Below are 22,289 nucleotides of genomic sequence, written 5' to 3'. Positions count from 1 at the left end.
TCACCTTAGGATGTCACTATCAGGCTTAAAAATGCAAAAAAAAGCTCTGCTTCAAAGCAGAGCCTCAGATTTATCTCGTTTATATGCCTGATTTCGGCTTAACGCATAATTTTTTCACCGCGAGAAACGCCAACAATGCCGGAGCGAGCAACTTCAACAATCTCAGCCACTTCCCGCACCGCATTAAGAAATGCGTCCAGTTTGTCGCTGGTTCCCGCTAATTGAACGGTGTACAGCGTCGCGGTAACGTCAACGATCTGGCCGCGGAAAATCTCGGTGCAACGTTTGATTTCTTCACGTCCGTAACCGCTAGCCTGTAGTTTCACCAACATGATTTCGCGCTCAACGTGCGCACCGGGCACCAGTTCGCTGACTCTCAATACGTCCACCAGCTTATGCAGTTGTTTCTCAATCTGCTCCAGTACTTTTTCGTCACCCACGGTTTGGATGGTCATACGGGACAGAGTGGGATCGTCTGTAGGTGCCACGGTCAAGCTTTCAATGTTATATCCGCGCTGCGAAAATAGGCCGACAACCCGAGACAACGCCCCTGATTCGTTTTCCAATAATACTGATAAAATCCGGCGCATCATTAGGTCCTCTCCGTTTTGCTTAACCACATTTCGTCCATACCGCCACCGCGAATTTGCATCGGGTAAACGTGCTCAGTTTCATCAACGGTGACATCCACAAATACCAGACGATTGGTTTCGGAAAGCAGCGTTAATGCTTCGGCCAGTTTTGCCTCCAGCTCGCCTGGGGTACGAATGGCGATCCCGATATGTCCGTAGGCTTCAGCCAGTTTGACAAAATCAGGCAGAGATTCCATATAGGATTGCGAATGGCGGCCAGAGTAAATCATATCCTGCCATTGTTTCACCATGCCCAGATAACGGTTGTTCAGGTTCAGCACCAACACCGGCAAGTTATACTGCAATGCCGTCGATAACTCCTGAATATTCATTTGGATACTCCCGTCACCGGTTACGCAAACCACGGTTTCATCCGGTAACGCCAGCTTGACGCCCAGCGCCGCCGGTAGGCCAAAGCCCATGGTTCCCAAACCGCCAGAGTTGATCCAACGGCGCGGTTTATCAAACGGATAGTACAGTGCAGCAAACATCTGGTGCTGCCCGACATCAGAAGTCACATAAGCATCACCTTTGGTCAAACGATGCAGAGTTTCAATTACCGCCTGAGGCTTAATACTGCCGCTTTCTTTGTTGTAACCCAGGCAATCACGAGCGCGCCATTGTTCGATAGACTGCCACCAATCGCGAAGCGCATCGAAATCCTGCGCACAGTCGATTTGTGTCGCCAGCTCCAGCATTTGCTTCAGCACCTGTTTGGCGTCGCCAACAATAGGAATATCGGCATTTACCGTTTTCGAAATAGAAGTTGGGTCGATATCAATATGCAGAACAGTGGCATTCGGACAATATTTAGCCAAATTATTCGTAGTACGATCATCGAAACGTACCCCTACGGCAAAGATCAAATCCGCGTTGTGCATCGCCATATTGGCTTCAAAAGTACCGTGCATTCCAAGCATGCCTACGCTTTGGCGATGTGTCCCTGGGAAACCACCTAACCCCATTAACGACGTCGTCACCGGAAGATTCAGTTTCTCTGCCAGAGTGAGCAATTCTTCGTGGCAGGCGGCGTTTATCGCCCCACCGCCCACGTACATAATGGGTTTTCTGGCAGCCAGAATGGTTTGCAATGCGCGTTTAATCTGCCCGCGATGGCCTTGTACCGTTGGATTATATGAACGCAGGCTAACCTGCTCTGGATAGGCATAAGGCAGTCTCAGCGCCGGGCTGACAATATCCTTCGGCAAATCAATCACTACTGGACCAGGGCGTCCACTTGAGGCCAGATAAAAGGCTTTTTTCAGCACGGAAGGAATATCTTCGGTGCGCTTAACCAGAAAACTGTGTTTTACCACTGGACGGGAAATACCGACCATGTCGCATTCCTGAAAAGCATCATAGCCAATGAGCGAGCTAGGTACCTGCCCTGACAGCACCACCATTGGAATAGAATCCATATAGGCTGTAGCAATCCCGGTTATGGCATTGGTCGCACCGGGGCCGGAAGTCACCAGCACAACCCCGACTTCGCCCGTGGCACGAGCATAGCCATCGGCCATGTGTACTGCACCTTGTTCATGACGAACCAGAATATGATCGATTCCCCCAACCGTGTGCAGGGCATCGTAGATATCAAGTACGGCCCCGCCGGGATAACCGAATACATGTTTTACGCCCTGATCGATTAACGATCGGACCACCATCTCGGCTCCTGACAACATCTCCATGGTTTTGCCTCCGGGCTTAGTTTTACTTTTTTGGACAACAGAAAAACATTTCTACGTCGTCCTGTAGGAAAGGCACGAGGCCCAACTCTGGTTATTTTTCGAATAGGATTAATTAACATAACGTCAGAATTTCTAGCAGGCAAACGGCAAATCAGGTGCTAAGAGGAGGTTCAATCTGTGACACGCTGTATTCATTAATTTTACAAAAATAAAACACTAGCAAGACCGTACATTTTGTCGGGATTGTGTCGGAGGGTGAATCAATAACAGAACTAAATGAGGTAATGACTTTTGCCGGAATATTGAGCAAAACCGTGATTCGCGCTACAAGAACGATGGGAAGAGCAAGCTGGCGTCAAAAAACACCAAGCCCCGCGTGCTACACCTGGTTTCCAGATGCTGCCCGCAGGGCTTGTAGAGAACCATCGCTCATCCGATTAATGGGTCAGCATATTAATCACGATACATAGAATCAATTTCAAACTGATAGCGTTGAGAAATAATTTTGCGACGCAGTTTAAGCGTTGGCGTCAACTCGCCAGACTCCATTGAGAAAGCCTTTGGCAACAGCGTAAAGCGCTTTACCTGCTCAAATTTCGACAACTCTTTCTGCATATCTTTCAAACGTTGTTCAAACATTTCCACAATGTGGCTATGACGCAGCAGTTCCAGACGATCGTGATATTTTAAATTGATCGATTTGGCATATTCTTCCAATGATTCGAAACAAGGCACGATCAATGCAGAGACGAATTTTCGCGTATCGGCGATCACGGCAATTTGCTCAATAAAACGATCCTGACCCAAGGTGCCTTCGATCATCTGCGGAGCAATGTATTTGCCCCCCGATGTTTTCATCAAATCTTTCAACCGTTCGGTGATAAACAGGTTACCTGCGCTATCAATGGCACCCGCATCGCCGGTTTTTAACCAGCCGTCTTCAGTAAAGGTCGCCGCCGTTTCTTCCGGCTTATTCAGGTAGCCACGCATCACTATTGGCCCACGAACCTGAATTTCATTTTCCGCGCCGAGACGCACTTCAATACCCGGCAACGGCTTGCCGATTGAACCAAAGCGGAAATCATTTTCTTCCCAGCAGGAAACCGTAGCGCAGGTTTCCGTCATGCCGTAGCCATATTTGATATTGATTCCAATGGACTGGAAAAACAAAATGATATTGTCATCTAGGCGCGCACCGGCTGCCGGTAAAAATCGCACGCGACCACCGAGCACATTACGCAACTTTTGCAGCACTAAACGATCGGCCAAAGCGAACAAACGATCGGAAAACCATGAGGATTTGCGTGCTTCCTGCTGACGGCGGAATTGTTTCTCACCGCAGCTTACCGCCCAGTGGAACAACGCCCGGCGATGCGGTTTGGCTTGCGCGACTTTCTCATGAATCGCCGAAAAAACCTTTTCATAGAAACGAGGAACGGCACACATGACGGTTGGGCTAACGGCCTGCATCGCCTGACGAACCCAGTCAGTATTACTGATGTAGACATTTTGCGCACCGGTATGCATCACGTAGAAACTCCACGCGCGCTCAAAAACGTGAGAAAGCGGCAGGAAACTCAGGGAAACATCATCGGTAGTCAGCGTTAAGCGCTCATCATGCAAATACAGCTGCGCCGCCATATTGCGGTAGTCCAGCATCACCCCTTTCGGTTCGCCGGTGGTTCCCGAGGTATAAATCAGGGTAAACAGATCGTCTAAATCACAGCTATCGATACGCATATTCAGCAAAAACTGCAGTGTTTCATCGGGAGCGATGTCGAATGAAGCAAGGTGCTGAGCATACTCGCAGCCACGTAAATCAACCGTCGGATCCAGCGCTACGATAGTTTCCAACTGCGGACACAGGTTTTTTAGCGTTATCGCCACATCATACTGCGACTGCTCACCGACAAACAGAATGCGGATATCGGCGTCATTGACGACAAAGGCCGCCTGCGCCGGCGTATTGGTCGCATAAAGTGGAACGCTGATCGCACGGATTTGCAAAATAGCCAAATCAACTAAAGACCACGCCATGCTGTTATTAGCAAAAATACCCACTTTGTCCTGCACCGCTACACCTTTAGACAGCAGCGCAGCAGAAATGCGTTGAACCTGATGGCCTACTTGCTGCCAGCTAAGTTGAGTTTCTGCTGCGGGAGACCACTGGCGGAAGGCCGTCTGATCAGCACGATGTTTAATTTGCTGATGCAATCGACGCACCAAGTGGTATTGCTGCAATTTATCTATCATAGAAATGCTGCCCAGGGTTGAAATAAACAAATGTAGTGAATACGTAAAGCATAGGATGAAGCTCCCCTTTGACCAAAGTTTCGGCTTACAGGTGTTCACTTTTTTCGCGCAGTCTACTCACTCTTAGCCCTATGGCAAACAAATTTCGGCGTAAGAATGTGAGGATAAACTGATTTCACAGCGGATTTCAGTGAAATTAGTGAGGTCTATCCCAAATGGCAGACTGGCATCTGAGGGAAATATTGCGAGAATAAACACAGAATAACGGAGATAAAATTTTAATGAGTGCCGCTACGTAACAAAACTACTGAGGTACATAGTACCCCAGTAGTAACACCGCCAGTAGCCGTTAATAAAGTTTAAATTGAAAGGCTAAATTGGCTTAATAAGGCTTTCATCCACTGATGACCTTTATCGCGATCGGTAGATTCATGCCAGGTTAGATAACAGGCTCGTGTAGTATTCGCCCAAGGTAATTCAATAAGTTTTAGCTTAGATTCCTCACTACATATATTAATTAACCAGCGAGGAACAATAGCCACGTAATTTGTTTTAGATACAACGTTAAGAACGCTATTCATATCCGTGCTTTCATAGGAAATAGTATGGGACAAGTCATTAGCCTCATAATAGTTCTTGCTAAATGAACCCACTTTATCCAAAGAATCCACGGCGTGTTGCTCTTCAAAAAGTTGATCTGAAGTAATAGATTCGTTTATTCGCGGATGATCTTTTGAAACAGCCAATACCAATTCATCATTAAATAAAAGTGTGCGTTTAAATTCAGGCCGTTCAAATTCGGTATAACCGATCACAAAGTCGGTTTTCTGATAGCGCAACTGATGTTCAATATCATCATTTAAGTATGACTTAATTGATAACTGTACGTGTGGGCCGCACTGTTTTACTCGCCCCACTATTTCGGCGGTAAGGCGAACATCAAGCGGACTACAAATGGAGAGATTAAACAAACGTTCGCTACTTTTTGGCTCAAACCCAACGCCGGGCAATTCATTATGGACCAATTGTAATGCCTGGCGAACCGGTCCAAACAGCTGTTTGGCTCGGACTGTCGGCTGAATACCTCGACCGCTACGGAAAAAGAGTTCGTCATCAAACATCAGCTTTAAACGAGCTACGGCGTTGCTGACCGCCGGTTGTGACATCCCCAAAGATTGCGCCGCGCGGGTCACGTTCTGCTCTTGCATAACGGCATCAAAAACCGTGAGTAAATTAAGATCAACGCTACGCAAATGGACATCAAACGATTCTTTTTGAGTTACTGGATTTGCAGTTACCAAGTTGTGTTCAGACATGCTTAACTCCACTAAGCTTTATGCAGATGGTTCTATTAGGTGTATGACTATCTTTTAACAGCAGTAAGTTAATTACTGATATATTAGATGTCTCACAATTAATATAACCAATGATCTCAATTGTTATCGTTAGGAAAGATAACCACTGAGTCTCGTCCTTGTATAAAATGTGAAACCACGTATCACATCTAACGCATCCTATTGTCAGAATAGTTTCCATAGATAAATAAAAAGTGGAACGTGGCATGTTATCACTGGAATCACTAATTTCCAGAAATGTGATGATTAACCTCCAAGTGACATACAAACACTCACCTTATAAGATACAATGATTCATAATCATGCCATTATTAAATAATAATTTCATAAATTAAACCTTATTAGTTCTTAAAATAAGCTAACAACAGTTAAATGGTTAAGTTTTTTACATTGACATAATAAACATTAAGTGTGAATTAATAAACTAAAGGTTGACAAATATAAACGCTGTGTATGCTAACTCTCATTATATATAAATATATTTATGGTAATTAAGTAACGCTAATAGCGGACGTCGTAAGATGCCTTATTACATTAATGCTATCTGTCATTTTTATCCACCTTATCAAGTTTGTCAGAGGATAATTTTACTTAAACAAAGGTTAACTATTCATCTAAGAGGCAGGAATCGAACGGAGCATTAATGTTAAGCATAATCACCCACTTTTAATCACACGCGTGAAACAATCAATAACACCAAAAACAACCAAGCAAAATATAAATCCAAAATATGAATCAATATAGTATTTAATGCTAAAAACAAGACTCACAAAAACCTCAAACCAGTTTAAGTCGCCACTTCAAACAAAAGTTGACACTCCTGTTGAAATAACGTATCAAATTAGGAAGCGAAACAATTAACCGATGAGAAACTGATAATTATGTTCTACTCCAACCGTCTACTAGGCCTACTACTAAACGCATCTTACTTGCGCGGTATGTTGGTGGACGGAAATCAGAACTGATTCAGCCATCAAGATTCAGAAACCCGCGCAAATGCGCGGGTTTTTTTTTACCCGTCGCGCGCTAAATAAAAAAGTTACTCAGAAAAATAAGGAATTACCCGATGAGCCAACAAGTCATTATCTTCGATACCACCTTGCGTGACGGCGAACAGGCGTTACAGGCTAGCCTGAGCGTGAAAGAGAAATTACAGATTGCGCTGGCGCTGGAAAGGATGGGCGTCGATGTTATGGAAGTTGGCTTTCCCGTTTCTTCCCCTGGCGATTTCGAATCGGTGCATACCATAGCCCGTGAAATCAAAAACAGCAGAGTCTGCGCCTTGGCGCGCTGTGTCGATAAAGACATTGATGTAGCCGCCGAAGCCTTGCGTATCGCCGAGGCTTTCCGTATTCACGTATTTTTAGCCACATCGACGTTACATATTGAATCCAAATTAAAGCGCACGTTTGAAGACGTTATGGCGATGGCCGTTCACTCGGTCAAACGTGCTCGTCATTATACCGATGACGTTGAATTCTCCTGTGAAGATGCAGGCCGCACGCCAATCGATAACTTGTGCCGGATTGTCGAGGCCGCGATTGGCGCTGGGGCGACCACGATCAACATCCCTGATACCGTGGGTTACACCACGCCTTATCAGTTCGGCGGAATAATCAGTAATTTGTATGAGCGTGTTCCAAACATCGATAAAGCCATTATTTCAGTTCATTGCCACGACGATTTGGGTATGTCGGTCGCGAACTCCATCACCGCCGTTCAGGCTGGTGCGCGTCAGGTTGAAGGAACGATTAACGGTTTGGGCGAACGCGCCGGTAACTGTTCATTAGAAGAAGTGATTATGGCGATAAAAGTGCGCCACGAAATGCTGGGTGTGCATACCAATATCAATCATCAGGAGATCTACCGCACCAGCCAGTTGGTCAGTAAATTATGCAATATGCCAATTCCTGGCAATAAAGCCATTGTTGGTAGCAATGCTTTTGCTCACTCTTCCGGTATTCATCAGGATGGCGTCCTGAAAAATCGTGAAAATTACGAAATCATGACGCCGGAATCCATTGGCTTGAAAGAAGTTCAGTTAAACCTGACCTCCCGCTCTGGCCGCGCCGCAGTAAAACACCGTATGGAAGAAATGGGCTATCAGGATAAGGATTACGATCTGGATTCCTTATATGACGCTTTCCTGAAACTGGCGGATAAAAAAGGCCAGGTATTTGATTACGATTTAGAAGCTCTGGCCTTTATTAATAAACAACAGGAAGAACCGGAATATTACCGTTTGGACTATTTCAGCGTTCAATCTGGCTCCAGCGTGATGGCCACGGCGTCAGTGAAATTGGTGTGTGGCGAAGAAATAAAATCCGAAGCTGCTACCGGCAACGGCCCGGTAGACGCCGTTTATCAGGCAATTAACCGCATTACCGAATATCCGATTGAATTAGTGAAATATCAATTATCTGCCAAAGGTCAGGGTAAAGATGCGCTGGGTCAGGTGGATATCGTGGTGGAACATCAAGGCCGCCGTTTCCACGGCGTCGGATTGGCCACTGACATTGTTGAATCTTCCGCTAAGGCATTGGTTCACGTATTAAATAACATCTGGCGCGCTCAGCAGGTAGAAATAGAAAAACAGCGCTTGCAACAAAATACTCAGGAAATGGTGTGAACATGACGAAAATTTATCATATTGCCGTTTTACCCGGAGACGGCATTGGTCCAGAAGTGATGGCACAGGCAAACAAAGTGTTAGACGCAGTCCGCCAGCGCTTTAACATGCGAATTTCCACCAGCGTTTATGATGTCGGCGGTGCTGCTATCGATCGTCAGGGCTGCCCTTTGCCTACGACAACCATTAACGGCTGCGAGCAGGCTGACGCAATTTTATTCGGCTCCGTCGGCGGCCCCAAATGGGAACATTTGCCGCCGGACGAACAACCTGAGCGCGGCGCTTTGTTGCCTTTGCGTAAACATTTCAAGTTATTCAGCAACCTGCGCCCTGCCCGTTTGTATCAGGGTCTGGAAGAGTTTTGCCCATTGCGCAGCGATATTGCTGCCCGCGGCTTCGATATTCTGTGCGTACGTGAATTAACCGGCGGAATCTATTTCGGCCAACCGAAAGGTCGCGACGGCCAAGGCATGTATGAGCGCGCCTTTGATACCGAGGTTTATCACCGTTTTGAAATTGAGCGAATCGCCCGTATTGCCTTTGAATCCGCGCGCAAGCGTCGTAGTAAAGTCACTTCGATTGATAAAGCCAACGTATTGCAAAGTTCTATTCTGTGGCGCGATGTGGTGAATGCCATTGCCGCAGATTATCCGGACGTCGCGCTGTCCCATATGTATATCGACAACGCCACCATGCAGTTGATTAAAGATCCATCCCAGTTCGACGTATTGCTGTGTTCCAACCTGTTTGGCGATATTTTATCCGATGAGTGCGCCATGATTACTGGTTCTATGGGCATGTTGCCCTCTGCCAGTCTGAACGAGCAGGGCTTTGGTTTGTATGAACCAGCGGGCGGCTCCGCGCCGGATATCGCCGGGAAAAATATCGCCAACCCGATTGCGCAAATTTTATCGGCATCACTGTTGTTACGCTTCAGTTTAGGCGAAGACGATGCCGCCGACGCCATTGAGCGCGCAGTTAATCTGGCGCTTGAACAAGGCTATCGTACCGCTGATTTGGCGGGTGATGGGGAAGCTATTGGCACCAATGAAATGGGCGATATCATCGCATCCTTTATCGCTGAGGGGATTTAACATGGCCAAGACCTTATACCAAAAATTGTACGATGCGCATATCGTCCGTGAAGCCCCGAACGAAACGCCATTGCTGTATATCGACCGTCATTTGGTGCATGAAGTCACCTCACCACAGGCTTTCGACGGCCTGCGTGCTATGGGCCGTCCGGTACGTCAGCCGGGTAAGACTTTTGCTACCATGGATCACAACGTTTCTACCCAAACCAAAGACATTAATGCCAGCGGTGAAATGGCGCGAATTCAGATGCAGGAATTAATCAAGAACTGTGCCGAATTTGGCGTTTCTTTATATGACTTGAACCATCCTTACCAAGGTATCGTCCACGTTATCGGCCCGGAACAAGGCATGACGTTGCCGGGAATGACCATCGTATGCGGCGATTCTCACACCGCAACTCACGGTGCCTTTGGCTCTTTGGCTTTCGGTATCGGTACTTCGGAAGTTGAGCATGTTTTAGCGACGCAAACGCTGAAGCAGGGTCGCGCCAAGACCATGAAAATTGAAGTTAACGGTGAAGTTGGCGCAGGTATTACCGCTAAAGACATCGTATTGGCGATCATCGGTAAAACCGGTAGCGCAGGCGGAACTGGGCACGTAGTGGAATTCTGCGGCAGCGCGATTGAAGCCTTGAGCATGGAAGGTCGAATGACCTTATGCAATATGGCAATAGAAATGGGTGCTAAAGCGGGTTTGGTCGCGCCGGATGATGTCACTTTTGACTACCTGAAAGGCCGCCAGTTTGCGCCAACCGGTGCGAATTGGGAGCACGCCGTGATCTACTGGCGCACGCTGAAATCCGATGCCGATGCCAAATTTGACACCGTGGTGACATTGAACGCAGCGGATATTGCACCGCAGGTCACATGGGGCACCAACCCAGGTCAGGTCATTGCCGTTAACCAGATTATTCCAGCACCTGAGTCTTTCAGCGATCCGGTTGAGCGCGCGTCGGCTGAAAAAGCTTTGGCTTATATGGACTTGCGTCCGGGCATTAAGTTGACTGACGTGCCTATCGATAAAGTATTTATCGGTTCCTGTACCAATTCACGTATTGAAGATTTACGGGCTGCGGCGGCTATCGCACAGGGCAGAAAAGTAGCTCAGGGCGTACAAGCTATCGTGGTTCCTGGCTCTGGGCCGGTCAAAGCGCAGGCGGAAGCCGAAGGTTTGGATCAGATCTTTATCAACGCTGGTTTTGAATGGCGCTTGCCGGGCTGTTCCATGTGTTTGGCGATGAATAACGACCGTTTGGAACCGGGCGAGCGCTGCGCTTCTACCAGTAACCGTAACTTTGAAGGTCGCCAGGGCCGAGGCGGGCGCACCCATTTAGTCAGCCCTGCAATGGCGGCAGCGGCGGCGGTGAGCGGCCATTTTGCAGACGTGCGCGATTTATCCGCGTCCACACATTAATCGGAGACACCATAGTGGCAAAATTTATTCAACACACAGGTTTGGTCGTTCCGTTGGATGCAGCGAATGTCGATACCGACGCCATCATTCCTAAGCAGTTTTTGCAAAAAGTGACGCGCACTGGCTTCGGCCAACATTTGTTTAACGATTGGCGTTTTCTGGACGATGCCGGTCAGGTGCCTAACCCTGAATTTGTGCTGAATCACCCGCGCTATCAGGGGACGACTATTTTGCTGGCGCGCGAAAATTTTGGCTGCGGCTCATCTCGCGAGCATGCCCCTTGGGCACTGACCGATTACGGTTTTAAGGTGGTTATCGCCCCAAGTTTTGCCGATATCTTTTACGGTAACTCATTCAATAACCAATTATTACCGGTGACGTTAAGCGAAGCGGATATTGATACTTTATTCCAGTTGGTAGAAAGTCAGGAAGGTATCGAGTTCGTCGTGGATTTAGAAAAGCAAACCGTCAGCGCCGGAGGCAAAAGTTATGCCTTTGAGATCGATGGTTTCCGCCGTCATTGCATGATGAATGGGCTGGACAGTATCGGTTTGACATTGCAGCACGAGGCTAATATTTCGGCCTATGAGCAGCAGCAACCCGAATTTTTACGTTAATTTTCAGCAAGCTACGCTCGGTCACTTGGCGCGCAACCAAGTGACCGAGACGACTGAAGGCAGTAACACCGCGGTGGAGTGAAAGATGCAGAGGATTTAGATAGCCCTGACTCGGCTAAATATCCCCAATGACACTGTCGCCAGTAACGCAGCCATCCAATAAACCGCGTAATGCCCCAGATTCTCCGTCAGCACGCCTTGTAGTATCCCGGCTAAAATTACGCCGGTTGATATGCTATTGGTAAACAGCGTCGTTGCGGCACCGGCCCTGCCCGGCATCAATTCCTGAAAATAGAGCATACCGATACCGGCGACAATACCGATGAACACGGCGTTGAAAATCTGCAATAACATCAGCGCAGTTTTGAATTTAAACAGGATCAATCCAACATAAAACACGATGCCTGCGGCCACGGCAAACAGCATAATTTTACGCATACCAAAGCGTTTAACCGAGTAACCCGCGAGCAGCATAATAGGGATTTCCAGCCCAGCGGCGGTTCCCATCAGTAAACCGGCCAAACGTTCCGGCAAACCGAGATCTGAAGTGATGTATAACGGCATATCGATGATATACATGGTGTTACAGGTCCACATCAGCATCGAGGCAATGAACAGCAACAGCACGTTTTTATCGGCAAAAAGCTTTGCATTAATCACTACCGGCGCGTCTTTCGGCACTTCAGCTTTCGGTACCGATGGCAATAAGAACCATACCAGGATACCGCTTAATACAAATATTCCGGCGGCAACACTGAACATCAAAGTGAAGCCATAGTTCAATGCCAGCATAAACGATAGCGGCGGGCCAATAACCCAAGCCAATGATAATTGTGCTCTCATTATCGAGCTAAACATCACCACTTCTTTCGCCGAGTTATCGGCATATTCCCGCGCTAAAGCAAAAATCTGCGGCATGGCCGTATTGGCTACTGAGGCTAATAGCACGCCAGCGGTAATCAGGGTCAGATAATCACGATTAAAGGCAAATAGCAGGCAGTTACCCACCGCCATCAGGTAGCACAGCATGATTAACTTGCGGCGATCGCCACGCAGATCCGAGCGTTTCGCCAGCACAAAGCTCACCGTAATTCCGGCGATAGCGTTAACGGTATAAAAAAGCCCAACCCATAGAGGGCGTACATTGACCTCTGTAGTTAAAAACAAACTGAGGGTTGGAGCCTGCAGCGCACCGGCGATGCCGGAAAGAAAAGCCACCACAAAAAAAGCAATAAAGACGGGATTAATCCGCCGGGAATACGTCAGAGCAGATTTCATTACAGGCTCCATCGCCAGAAACCACTTTAGATTCATATGCTACAGAAGGCACATTGCGGTGAACAGCAACAATAACTCTATAGATAAAAATTACTCGGCAATAAAAAAGCCAGCAGGTTGCCCCACTGGCTGGTGAATTGCACCATTACTCAGAAATTTTTGATAATAGGCAGCGTCCCTGCCGAACGATGAAAGTTAAATCCAAATTCCATCGGTACTAACCCGGTTCGAACTAAATATGTTTGCGGTATTCTTTTTCCGGCATGTGCTGAATGTCCCATTGGGTGACATCTGCCAGCATCCTTAACCGCCATTCCATCGGTACCCAGCTCAACCAATCGGCCTGCTGCTGTCTGACGTGTCTAAAATAGCGCTGATAAAACTGTCTGGTTAAGCACTTTTTCATCATGCTCCTCCCCTTTCATTACTGATAATTATCTGCGTAATATAGGGAAAGATAAATTGATGCATTTTGCCGTGGAGTTCCTCTTTTATGTCTACTTCTCGCCTGCAACACCAGTTCATCCGTTTGTGGCAACATTACGGCGGTAAACCGACGGAAACCACCCTGCAACAATTGGCTGAAGTGCTAAATTGCTCGCGTCGCCACGTTCGTTCGTTACTAGGTAATATGCAGCAAGCGGGTTGGCTAAGCTGGCAGGCAGAGGCTGGTCGAGGAAAACGCTCGCAGCTCACCTTTTTGTACACCGGTCTGGCCCTGCAACAGCAACGGGCAGAGGAGTTGCTGGAGCAGGATCATATCGATCAGCTCGTGCAATTGGTGGGAGATAAACAGGCGGTTCGCCAGATGCTTCTTTCACAGCTAGGGAGGAGTTTTAGACAAGGTAAACATATACTTAGAGTGCTTTACTACCGTCAACTACAAAACCTATTGCCCGGTTCCGCTCTGCGCCGTTCAGAAACCCATATTGTCCGGCAGATTTTTAATGGTTTAACCCGCATAAATGAGGAAAATGGGGAAGTCGAGCCAGATTTATCTCATCACTGGCAAACGCTAACCCCCTTGCATTGGCGCTTTTATTTACGTCCAGCGATTCACTTCCATCACGGCCGTGAATTAGAAATGCAGGATGTGATTACGTCATTAAAGCGTTTGACCACACAGCCGCTGTTTTCCCACATCACGGAAATCACCTCTCCTACGCCTTATGTCATTGATGTAAAACTTAATACGCCAGACTATTGGCTCCCTTGGCTACTGGGCAGCGTTCACGCCATGATTTTGCCGCAGGAATGGCCTGAACTACCTGATTTTTCGCGTTATCCTATCGGCACCGGCCCTTACTCGGTGATTCGCAACCGACAAAATCAATTTAAAATTCAGGCTTTCGATAACTACTTCGGTTTTCGCGCACTCATTGATGAGGTCAATATTTGGGTGTTACCTGAATTGTCAGAAGATTTAGTGTCTTCTGGCGTTCATTTACAGGCGGATGATACCAGCCGCAACGAATTGGAAAGTCGGCTGGAAGAAGGCTGCTACTTTCTCCTTTTCGATCAACGCTCCCCGCTCACCAGCCAACCGGACGTGAGACGCTGGCTATGTGAACTGATCACACCGGTGGCTTTACTCAGCCATGCCGATGCGTTGTATCAGCGCTACTGGTCGCCAGCCTACGGTATTTTGCCGCGCTGGCACCATAATCGTCTGAACCCACCTTCTGCCAAACCCCTCGAATTAACTGAGCTCACCGTAACCTGTTTTACCGAACATCCTGAATTCAACGCCATTAGCCAAACGCTGAGAGACGTACTGGCCGCGCAAGGCGTGAAACTGGTGGTACAAGAACTGGATTACGCCAGCTGGTATCGGGGGGAAGCCAAAAGCGATATCTGGCTAGGTAGCGCCAACTTCTATCTGCCGGTGGAATTTTCCATTTTTGCCACCTTATATGAACTTCCTCTTTTGCAACACTGTTTGAGTGAAGAGTTGTATCAAGACGTCGCGCAGTGGCGCAATAACCGGTTGCCCATGGCGGAATGGAGCCAACGATTGGTCAGCAATCATCAATTTCACCCGTTATTCCATCACTGGCTAGAATTGTTTGGACAGCACAGCATGCGTGGCGTGCGGATGAATACCCTAGGCTGGTTTGATTTCAAATCGGCCTGGTTTACGCCGCCGGAGGTATAAACAGACTTTCACTAGTCTGGCTATCCCTCTACAATAGCGCCGTCTCAACGGGGTGCGAAAAATTGTTTAGCGGCAAACCGCGGCCAATATTCGCTGAGAGTAAACCCGTCGAACCTGATCCGGTTAATACCGGCGAAGGGATTTGAGAGCGTCATTCAGCAATATGATGAACTTGCGGATATTGACCAATGCCTCAGATACCTTTGCCACCTTTCTTTTTGAGGAGTGCAAAGTGTTTAAACGAATTCTTCCCTGTCTGCTGCTGATTTCAGCCGCCGCCACCGCGGCTGAAGCCACCAAACCTGTCCTGACGGTTTACACCTACGATTCCTTTGCCGCTGATTGGGGACCGGGTCCTGCTATCAAAAAATCCTTCGAAGCAGAATGCAACTGCGAGCTGAAATTCGTCGCACTGGAAGACGGCGTTTCTCTGTTAAATCGCCTGCGAATGGAAGGAAAGAAAAGTCCGGCGGACATAGTATTAGGGTTGGATAACAACCTGGTGCAATCCGCAGAGAAAACCGGATTATTTACGCCAAGTCAGATAGATACCAGCAAGCTGGCGCTCCCCGAAGCCTGGCATAACAGCACATTTATTCCGTATGACTACGGCTATTTCTCCTTCGTATATAACAAGGAAAAAATAAAAAACCCGCCGAAAAGTCTGCATGAACTGATCGAAAATGACTCGCCGTGGAAGGTTATTTATCAAGATCCGCGCACCAGCACGCCGGGGCTGGGGCTGCTGTTATGGATGCAGAAAGTCTACGGGGACGAAGCGCCGCTGGCATGGCAAAAACTGGCGAAAAAAACCGTGACCGTGACCAAAGGCTGGAGTGAAGCCTATGGCCTGTTCCTGAAAGGCGAAGCGGATTTTGTCATGAGCTATACCACTTCTCCGGCTTATCATTTGATTGAAGAAAAGAAAGCTCAATACGCTGCTGCTGATTTCAGTGAAGGCCATTATTTGCAAGTGGAAGTCGCAGCGCAGGTAGCCTCGAGCAAACAACCGGAGCTGGCGCAGAAATTCATGCAGTTTATGGTTTCTCCGGCTTTCCAAAACCATATTCCTACCGGAAACTGGATGTATCCCGTGATTAAAATGGATCTTCCGGCCGGGTTTGACACTCTGACCGTGCCCAAAAAAGCGTTGGAATTCAGCGCGAAAGAAGTAGCCGATAACCGCAGCAAATGGATTCAGGCATGGCAATCCGCCGTCAGCCGCTAATCCCCGCTTGGCTCTGCCCGGGACTAGTTGCTTCATTCCTGCTGGTTGGGGTGGCGCTGCTGGCATTTAGCGCCATCTGGCGTCATGCCCCAGAAGCCGACTGGATCGGAGTATGGCAGGACAGCTATTTGTGGCACGTGGTGCGCTTTACCTTCTGGCAGGCTTTTTTATCGGCCCTGTTCTCGGTGGCTCCCGCTATTCTGCTGGCTCGCGCTCTGTATCGCCGCCGCTTTCCCGGCCGTCAACTGTTGCTGCGATTATGCGCCATGACCTTAGTTCTGCCGGTATTGGTGGCGCTATTTGGTATTTTGAGCGTCTATGGGCGCCAAGGCTGGTTAGCGCACCTTTTCGGCTGGCTAGGGCTGGATTACCGTTTTTCCCCTTATGGTTTGCAAGGCATTCTGCTGGCTCATGTCTTTTTCAATCTACCGCTGGCTACCCGCCTGTTACTGCAATCACTGGAAAGTATTGCGGTGGAACAGCGCCAATTGGCCGCTCAGTTGGGAATGAACGGTTGGCAGCATTTCCGCTGGGTGGAATGGCCTTATTTGCGCCGCCAGCTTCTGCCTACTGCCGCGCTGATCTTTATGTTGTGCTTCGCCAGTTTTGCTACCGTGTTGTCTCTCGGCGGCGGGCCACAGGCGACAACCATTGAGCTGGCTATTTATCAGGCGCTTAGCTACGACTACGATTTAGGCCGAGCGGCGCTGCTGGCGCTGATTCAGCTCGGTTGCTGTCTGGGGTTGGTGCTACTGAGCCAGCGGCTAAATAGCGCGCTAGCGGTGGGAAACACTCATGCTCAAAGCTGGCGTAACCCGCAAGACAGCCTGTGGCAACGGGTTAGCGACAGCGTACTCATCATCGGCACGCTATTATTGCTGTTACCACCTCTGCTGGCAGTGATCATTGACGGCACTAATAAAACCCTATTTAGCGTATTACAACAACCGGCGCTATGGCAGGCTTTAACGACCTCGCTGACTATCGCCGTGGCTGCTGGATTGCTCTGCGTACTGCTGACCATGATGTTGCTGTGGAGCAGCCGAGAGTTAAAGTTGCGAGATAAAATGGTATTCGGCCAGGCAATGGAAATGAGCGGAATGGTGATATTGGCGATGCCGGGCATTGTTTTAGCCACCGGTTTCTTCCTGTTGCTCAATGACACCATAGGTTTACCCCAATCCCCCTACGCGCTAGTGATTCTCACCAACGCGCTGATTGCAGTGCCTTATGCGCTGAAAGTACTGGATAACCCGATGCGCGATTTGGCTGAACGCTACGGCCCGCTATGCCTGTCGCTGGATATCCGTGGTTGGCACCGACTGCGCTGGGTGGAATTTAGCGCCTTAAAACGTCCATTAGCTCAGGCACTCGCCTTCGCCAGCGTGATATCTATCGGTGATTTTGGCGTCGTCGCGCTATTTGGCAACGAGCATTTCCGTACCCTGCCGTTCTATCTTTATCAGCAAATTGGTGCCTATCGCAGCAACGACGGCGCGGTAACCGCCCTACTGCTACTGTTATTGTGTTTCCTCCTGTTTACCCTTATTGAGAAATTGCCGGGCCGCCATGCTAAAGCTTGAGAAAATTACCTATTTATATGACCACTTGCCTATGCGCTTTGATGTGCAAATTAATCCGGGCGAGCGCGTGGCTATTCTTGGCCCCAGCGGAGCAGGTAAAAGCACCTTACTTAGCCTAATCGCCGGGTTCCTTACGCCAGTCAGTGGTCGTATGCTATTGAATAACCAAGAGCACAGCGGTAGCCCTCCAGCTAAGCGACCGGTTTCCATGCTGTTTCAGGAAAACAATTTATTCTCACATTTGACAGTTGAGCAAAACATCGGGCTGGGGCTAAATCCGGGATTAAAGCTGAATAACCAACAACGCCAGTTATTGCAGCAAATTGCTCAACAGGTAGGATTGGAGAACTGTCTGGATCGCTTGCCAGCACAGCTTTCCGGTGGCCAGCGGCAACGAGCGGCGCTGGCGCGGTGTCTGGTTCGCAGCCAGCCGATCCTGTTATTGGATGAGCCATTTTCTGCACTCGATCCGGCATTACGCACCGAAATGCTGCAACTGCTGGAACAGGTTTGCGACCGTCGCCAACTGACTTTGCTTATGGTTTCCCATAATCTGGACGATGCCGCGCGGATTGCGGAACGAACGTTACTGATAGTGGACGGGCGCATCTATTACGATGGCCCGACTCAGGCATTGGTGGAAGGTTCGGTGGCTGAGGCCTGCGTACTGGGCATTACCTCAACTTTAACCGGCTAACACTTTCCACAGCAAATGGCGGTAAATCGGCATAATCGGCTGTACGTGCAGCCAGATAAAGCTGCCGATTGCCGCCAGCGTCATCAATATGGTTAACCCGCGTAAACGCGCCAGCGGCAGCCAACGACTCAGACGATCTGGCTTACGCTTGCCGTAGCGAACCCAGCGCCAGCCCAACCATCCCGCCAGCCAAACGGTTACCGCCACTAAGACTAACAGCCACTTAAACATGAAACTATTGGCGCTGGGCGGGATATCAATCGCCACTCCAGCCAAAATACCGGGGAAGAAATACACCGCCGGCCAAGTCAGGCAACCAATAATATTTGGCAAAGCGAATTTTAGTGGCGGCAGATCCAGCATACCGGCGACCATCGGCACCAATGGCCGAGTGGGGCCAATATAGCGGCCGATCAACACCGTCGCCATGCTGTGCTGATGCAGCGCATACTCGGTTTTATCCAGCATAGTTTTATGCTTTTTCAGAAATGACCAACGGTGCAGCGGCTGTTTAAACGCCCGCCCGATAAAGTAGGAAATCCAATCTCCTAACAGGCAACCGACAATCCCCGCCGCCCACGCCGGATAAAATCCAACCTGACCGCTTCCAATTAACGCCCCCACGCTCGCCATCATCACCGTTCCCGGCAACAAAAGGCCAACCAGCGCTAAAGATTCGATAAATGTGACAAACATGACGACAAATAGCGTGAAAGCCAGTGATTGTGTCAAAAGGTGTTCTAAATAGGCTTCCATAAATTTATCCATTGTATAAAGCGCGAGGGATTGTCCAGCTACCTCATAGTCCCGTCAATCAATGATTTTTTCCGGGCTATTTCCGTACTGCTGCTGAATTCACTGTGATTCAACTGATTGAGTGTTTGCGACGAAATCTATTGGAAACATACGGAAGCTATCTGGCAACCATTCAAATAGACAATGACTGTATAAAAAACCATACTAAAAGACACGGCAGTTAACACTCATTCATAGCATCATGAATTAAAGGTAGCATTCATTAAAGGTAATCCGGTGGATCAAGCGCGCCAAGGTTTCCTGCTCACCCGCCATTGGCGGGATACAGCGGCAGGCACTGAAGTTGAATTCTGGTTGGCAACCGATAATGGGCCACAGTTGGTTCGGCTGCCGCCTCAGCCTTCCGTGGCCTTTATTCCCGCAGAGCAAGCGCCGTTGGCAGAGCAAATCCTGCGGGATGAGCGCCGCTATCAGTTACGGCCGCTTTCCCTGACGGATTTTCACCGCCGCCCGGTTTTAGGGCTGTATTGCCAACAACATCGTCAGCTGATGCGGCTGGAAAAGCTGCTGAAAGAAGGCGGAGTGAATGTCTACGAAGCGGACATTCGCCCGCCGGAACGCTACCTGATGGAACGTTTTATTACCGCACCAGTGTGGTTTAGCGGACTACCGGATAAAAACGGCACGTTATTGTCCACCCGAATGAAACCAGCCGAAGATTATCGTCCACCAATAAAACTGCTGTCTCTGGATATAGAAACCAGCGAGCACGGTGAGTTGTACAGTATTGGACTGGAAGGCTGCGGCCAGCGTCAAGTTTATATGTTGGGGCCGCAAAATGGGGATGAGCAACCGTTGGATTTCAATCTGGAATACGTTGCCAGCCGTCCGCAGCTACTGGAAAAACTGAATCAATGGCTGGAACAATACGATCCCGATGCCATTATCGGCTGGAATCTGGTGCAATTTGATCTGCGGGTACTGCAAAAACATGCGGATCGCTATCAGATTCCACTGCGTTTTGGTCGTGGCGGTAACCCACTGGAATGGCGCGAGCACGGTTTTAAACAGGGGCACTTTTTTGCCTCAGCCGCTGGGCGGCTGATTATCGACGGCATTGAAGCGCTCAAATCAGCCACCTGGAATTTTCCCTCTTTCAGTCTGGAATCCGTCGCGCAAACCTTGCTGGGCGAAGGCAAAGATAGCGATTCCCCCTATCAACGAATGGATGAAATCAATCGTCGCTTTGCTGAGGATAAACCTGCGCTAGCGCGCTATAACTTGAAAGACTGCGAGTTGGTAACGCGGATTTTTGCCAAAACCGAATTGCTCAGCTTCTTACTGGAAAGAGCCAGCGTAACCGGTCTGGCCGCCGATCGCAGCGGCGGGTCGGTCGCGGCCTTTACTCATCTGTATTTGCCGCGCATGCACCGGGCCGGTTATGTCGCGCCGAATTTAGGGGAATTACCGGAAGAACATAGCCCCGGCGGCTTCGTGATGGATTCTCAGCCCGGTTTGTACGACTCGGTGCTGGTGCTGGACTACAAAAGCCTGTACCCGTCGATTATTCGAACTTTCCTGATAGATCCTGTTGGCTTAGTCGAAGGCATGCATCAGCCAACGCTTGCGCATTCAGTGCCCGGTTTTCGCAACGCCTGGTTTTCTCGCGAGAAACACTGCCTACCCGCCATTGTTAAACAAATCTGGCAAGGCCGAGAAGCCGCTAAACAACAGAAAAATAAGCCGTTATCTCAAGCGTTGAAAATCATTATGAATGCGTTTTACGGCGTATTGGGCTCCAGCGGCTGCCGTTTCTTCGATCCTCGGCTGGCCTCTTCGATCACACTGCGTGGTCACGAGATCATGCGCCAAACGCGTGAATTAATCGCAGATCGCGGTTATCAGGTCATTTACGGCGACACCGACTCCACCTTTGTCTGGCTGAAACACGCCCATAGCGACGAGCAAGCCAGCCAGATTGGCAAAGAATTGGTGGAATACGTGAACGCATGGTGGCAACGACATTTGCACGAGACGTTTGGCGTGTCCTGCGCATTAGAACTGGAGTTTGAAACTCACTATCGGCGCTTTTTGATGCCCACCATCCGCGGCGCAGAGCAAGGCAGTAAAAAACGTTATGCTGGATTGGTCACCACGCCCGAAGGCGATCGTATGGTGTACAAAGGGTTAGAAACCGTGCGCACCGATTGGACGCCGCTGGCTCAGACTTTTCAGCAAGAACTTTATCAACGTATATTCCAACAGCAACCCTATCAGGACTACATTCGCGATTACGTGGCGCAAACCCTGAACGGCGAGCTGGATCATCTGCTGGTTTATCGGAAACGGCTGCGAAGAAAGCTGGATGATTATCAGCGCAATGTGCCACCTCATGCCCGTGCGGCTCGTCTGGCCGATGAGTTTAATCGTCAGCAAGGACGCCCTTTGCAATACCAAAACGGCGGCTGGATCAGCTATGTGATGACCACGTCTGGCCCGGAGCCGCTGGAAATTCGTCATTCCCCCATTGATTACGATCATTACCTCTCCCGCCAGCTACAACCCGTAGCCGAGGCTATACTACCCTTTCTGCAGGATGATTTTACAACGTTGATTACTGGTCAAATGGGACTTTTTTAATCACTTTTCCGTGGTTTTACAGGTGACGACGGGCGCGCCTTCCATTACCATAGCGCCCTTGCCAAATCGCGCATCAATCATAATGTCGTTATTTATCCGTGCAAACGGACTCTGCCACCTACGTCACACAGGTTGTCACGTTTTTTCAGGCAGATTCTTAGGCCATCAGCCTGCGCGGACGGTAAACTATTGCCAGTTAGTTGATAAGGGTTGGCGTCATTCGTCGACAATAAAATTAAATTTATAGTGAATAAAGCCAACCTTATCAAA

General features: G+C 48.9%; 16 protein-coding genes and 1 riboswitch. Of the genes, 9 read left to right on the top strand and 7 right to left on the bottom strand.

The window, feature by feature from the left end; translation table 11 throughout:
* Nucleotides 1-98: 98 nt before the first annotated feature.
* The 4 genes from ilvN to leuO form a co-directional block, all read right to left on the bottom strand.
* Nucleotides 99-590 carry an acetolactate synthase small subunit gene (gene ilvN, locus DBA33_RS00610; protein WP_049599104.1) on the bottom strand — a complete coding sequence of 164 codons (492 nt, stop codon included), beginning with the start codon at nt 588-590 and terminating at the stop codon, nt 99-101.
* A gap of 2 nt (nt 591-592) precedes the next feature.
* Complete coding sequence (ilvI, locus tag DBA33_RS00605) at nt 593-2,320, bottom strand: acetolactate synthase 3 large subunit (RefSeq protein WP_064516400.1); 1,728 nt, start codon at nt 2,318-2,320, stop codon at nt 593-595.
* Between the two features lie 453 nt (nt 2,321-2,773).
* Complete coding sequence (locus DBA33_RS00600) at nt 2,774-4,573, bottom strand: long-chain fatty acid--CoA ligase (protein ID WP_120805402.1); 1,800 nt, start codon at nt 4,571-4,573, stop codon at nt 2,774-2,776.
* A 359-nt stretch (nt 4,574-4,932) separates the two neighbouring features.
* Nucleotides 4,933-5,889 (bottom strand): transcriptional regulator LeuO, encoded by a 957-nt coding sequence (gene leuO, locus DBA33_RS00595; protein ID WP_120805223.1) that lies wholly within the window; start codon nt 5,887-5,889, stop codon nt 4,933-4,935.
* 1,105 nt (nt 5,890-6,994) lie between these two features.
* Here leuO and leuA point away from each other — a divergent pair.
* The 4 genes from leuA to leuD are packed head-to-tail and all read left to right on the top strand — an operon-like array spanning nt 6,995 to nt 11,682.
* Nucleotides 6,995-8,557 (top strand): 2-isopropylmalate synthase, encoded by a 1,563-nt coding sequence (gene leuA, locus DBA33_RS00585; protein ID WP_120805219.1) that lies wholly within the window; start codon nt 6,995-6,997, stop codon nt 8,555-8,557.
* Between the two features lie 2 nt (nt 8,558-8,559).
* Complete coding sequence (gene leuB, locus DBA33_RS00580) at nt 8,560-9,651, top strand: 3-isopropylmalate dehydrogenase (RefSeq protein WP_120805217.1); 1,092 nt, start codon at nt 8,560-8,562, stop codon at nt 9,649-9,651.
* A gap of 1 nt (nt 9,652) precedes the next feature.
* Entirely contained in the window at nt 9,653-11,065 is a 1,413-nt protein-coding gene (gene leuC, locus DBA33_RS00575) for a 3-isopropylmalate dehydratase large subunit (protein WP_064516391.1), read from the top strand.
* 14 nt (nt 11,066-11,079) lie between these two features.
* The gene (gene leuD / locus DBA33_RS00570; protein WP_120805215.1) at nt 11,080-11,682 is read left to right on the top strand and encodes a 3-isopropylmalate dehydratase small subunit; all 603 of its coding nucleotides are present in this window, start codon (nt 11,080-11,082) and stop codon (nt 11,680-11,682) included.
* A 96-nt stretch (nt 11,683-11,778) separates the two neighbouring features.
* Here the strand turns inward: leuD and DBA33_RS00565 are convergent, their stop codons facing one another.
* A complete protein-coding gene (locus tag DBA33_RS00565; protein ID WP_064516387.1) occupies nt 11,779-12,960 on the bottom strand; it encodes an MFS transporter in 1,182 nt (393 codons plus the stop codon).
* A gap of 232 nt (nt 12,961-13,192) precedes the next feature.
* Nucleotides 13,193-13,369: a glucose uptake inhibitor SgrT gene (gene sgrT, locus DBA33_RS00560; RefSeq protein ID WP_084414337.1), complete on the bottom strand. Its 177-nt coding sequence runs from the start codon at nt 13,367-13,369 to the stop codon at nt 13,193-13,195.
* Nucleotides 13,370-13,453: 84 nt separating this feature from the next.
* Between sgrT and sgrR the strand changes: the two genes are divergently transcribed.
* The 4 genes from sgrR (at nt 13,454) to thiQ (ending at nt 18,623) form a co-directional block, all read left to right on the top strand.
* On the top strand, nt 13,454-15,115 hold the full coding sequence (gene sgrR, locus DBA33_RS00555; protein ID WP_120805213.1) for an HTH-type transcriptional regulator SgrR: 1,662 nt from the start codon (nt 13,454-13,456) through the stop codon (nt 15,113-15,115).
* Between the two features lie 38 nt (nt 15,116-15,153).
* Nucleotides 15,154-15,274, top strand: a riboswitch (TPP riboswitch).
* A 73-nt stretch (nt 15,275-15,347) separates the two neighbouring features.
* Nucleotides 15,348-16,343: a thiamine ABC transporter substrate binding subunit gene (thiB, locus tag DBA33_RS00550; RefSeq protein WP_162975138.1), complete on the top strand. Its 996-nt coding sequence runs from the start codon at nt 15,348-15,350 to the stop codon at nt 16,341-16,343.
* Complete coding sequence (thiP, locus tag DBA33_RS00545; protein WP_120805211.1) at nt 16,319-17,926, top strand: thiamine/thiamine pyrophosphate ABC transporter permease ThiP; 1,608 nt, start codon at nt 16,319-16,321, stop codon at nt 17,924-17,926. The genes thiB and thiP overlap by 25 nt, the downstream gene beginning before the upstream one ends.
* Nucleotides 17,913-18,623 (top strand): thiamine ABC transporter ATP-binding protein ThiQ, encoded by a 711-nt coding sequence (gene thiQ / locus DBA33_RS00540; protein ID WP_064516379.1) that lies wholly within the window; start codon nt 17,913-17,915, stop codon nt 18,621-18,623. Before thiP ends, thiQ begins: the two co-directional genes overlap by 14 nt.
* Here thiQ and DBA33_RS00535 read toward each other — a convergent pair.
* On the bottom strand, nt 18,612-19,379 hold the full coding sequence (locus DBA33_RS00535; RefSeq protein ID WP_064516377.1) for a DedA family protein: 768 nt from the start codon (nt 19,377-19,379) through the stop codon (nt 18,612-18,614). The two genes, thiQ and DBA33_RS00535, sit on opposite strands and share 12 nt — an antisense overlap.
* A 276-nt stretch (nt 19,380-19,655) precedes the next feature.
* On the opposite strand from DBA33_RS00535, the gene DBA33_RS00530 reads away from it, so the two are divergent.
* Entirely contained in the window at nt 19,656-22,019 is a 2,364-nt protein-coding gene (locus DBA33_RS00530) for a DNA polymerase II (RefSeq protein WP_120805209.1), read from the top strand.
* Nucleotides 22,020-22,289: the final 270 nt, after the last annotated feature.

Source organism: Yersinia sp. IP36721, assembly GCF_003634395.1.
Classification (GTDB): domain Bacteria; phylum Pseudomonadota; class Gammaproteobacteria; order Enterobacterales; family Enterobacteriaceae; genus Yersinia; species Yersinia entomophaga.
Note: the sequence above shows the minus strand (reverse complement) of the source record. Positions and strands in the feature narration are given on the sequence as shown.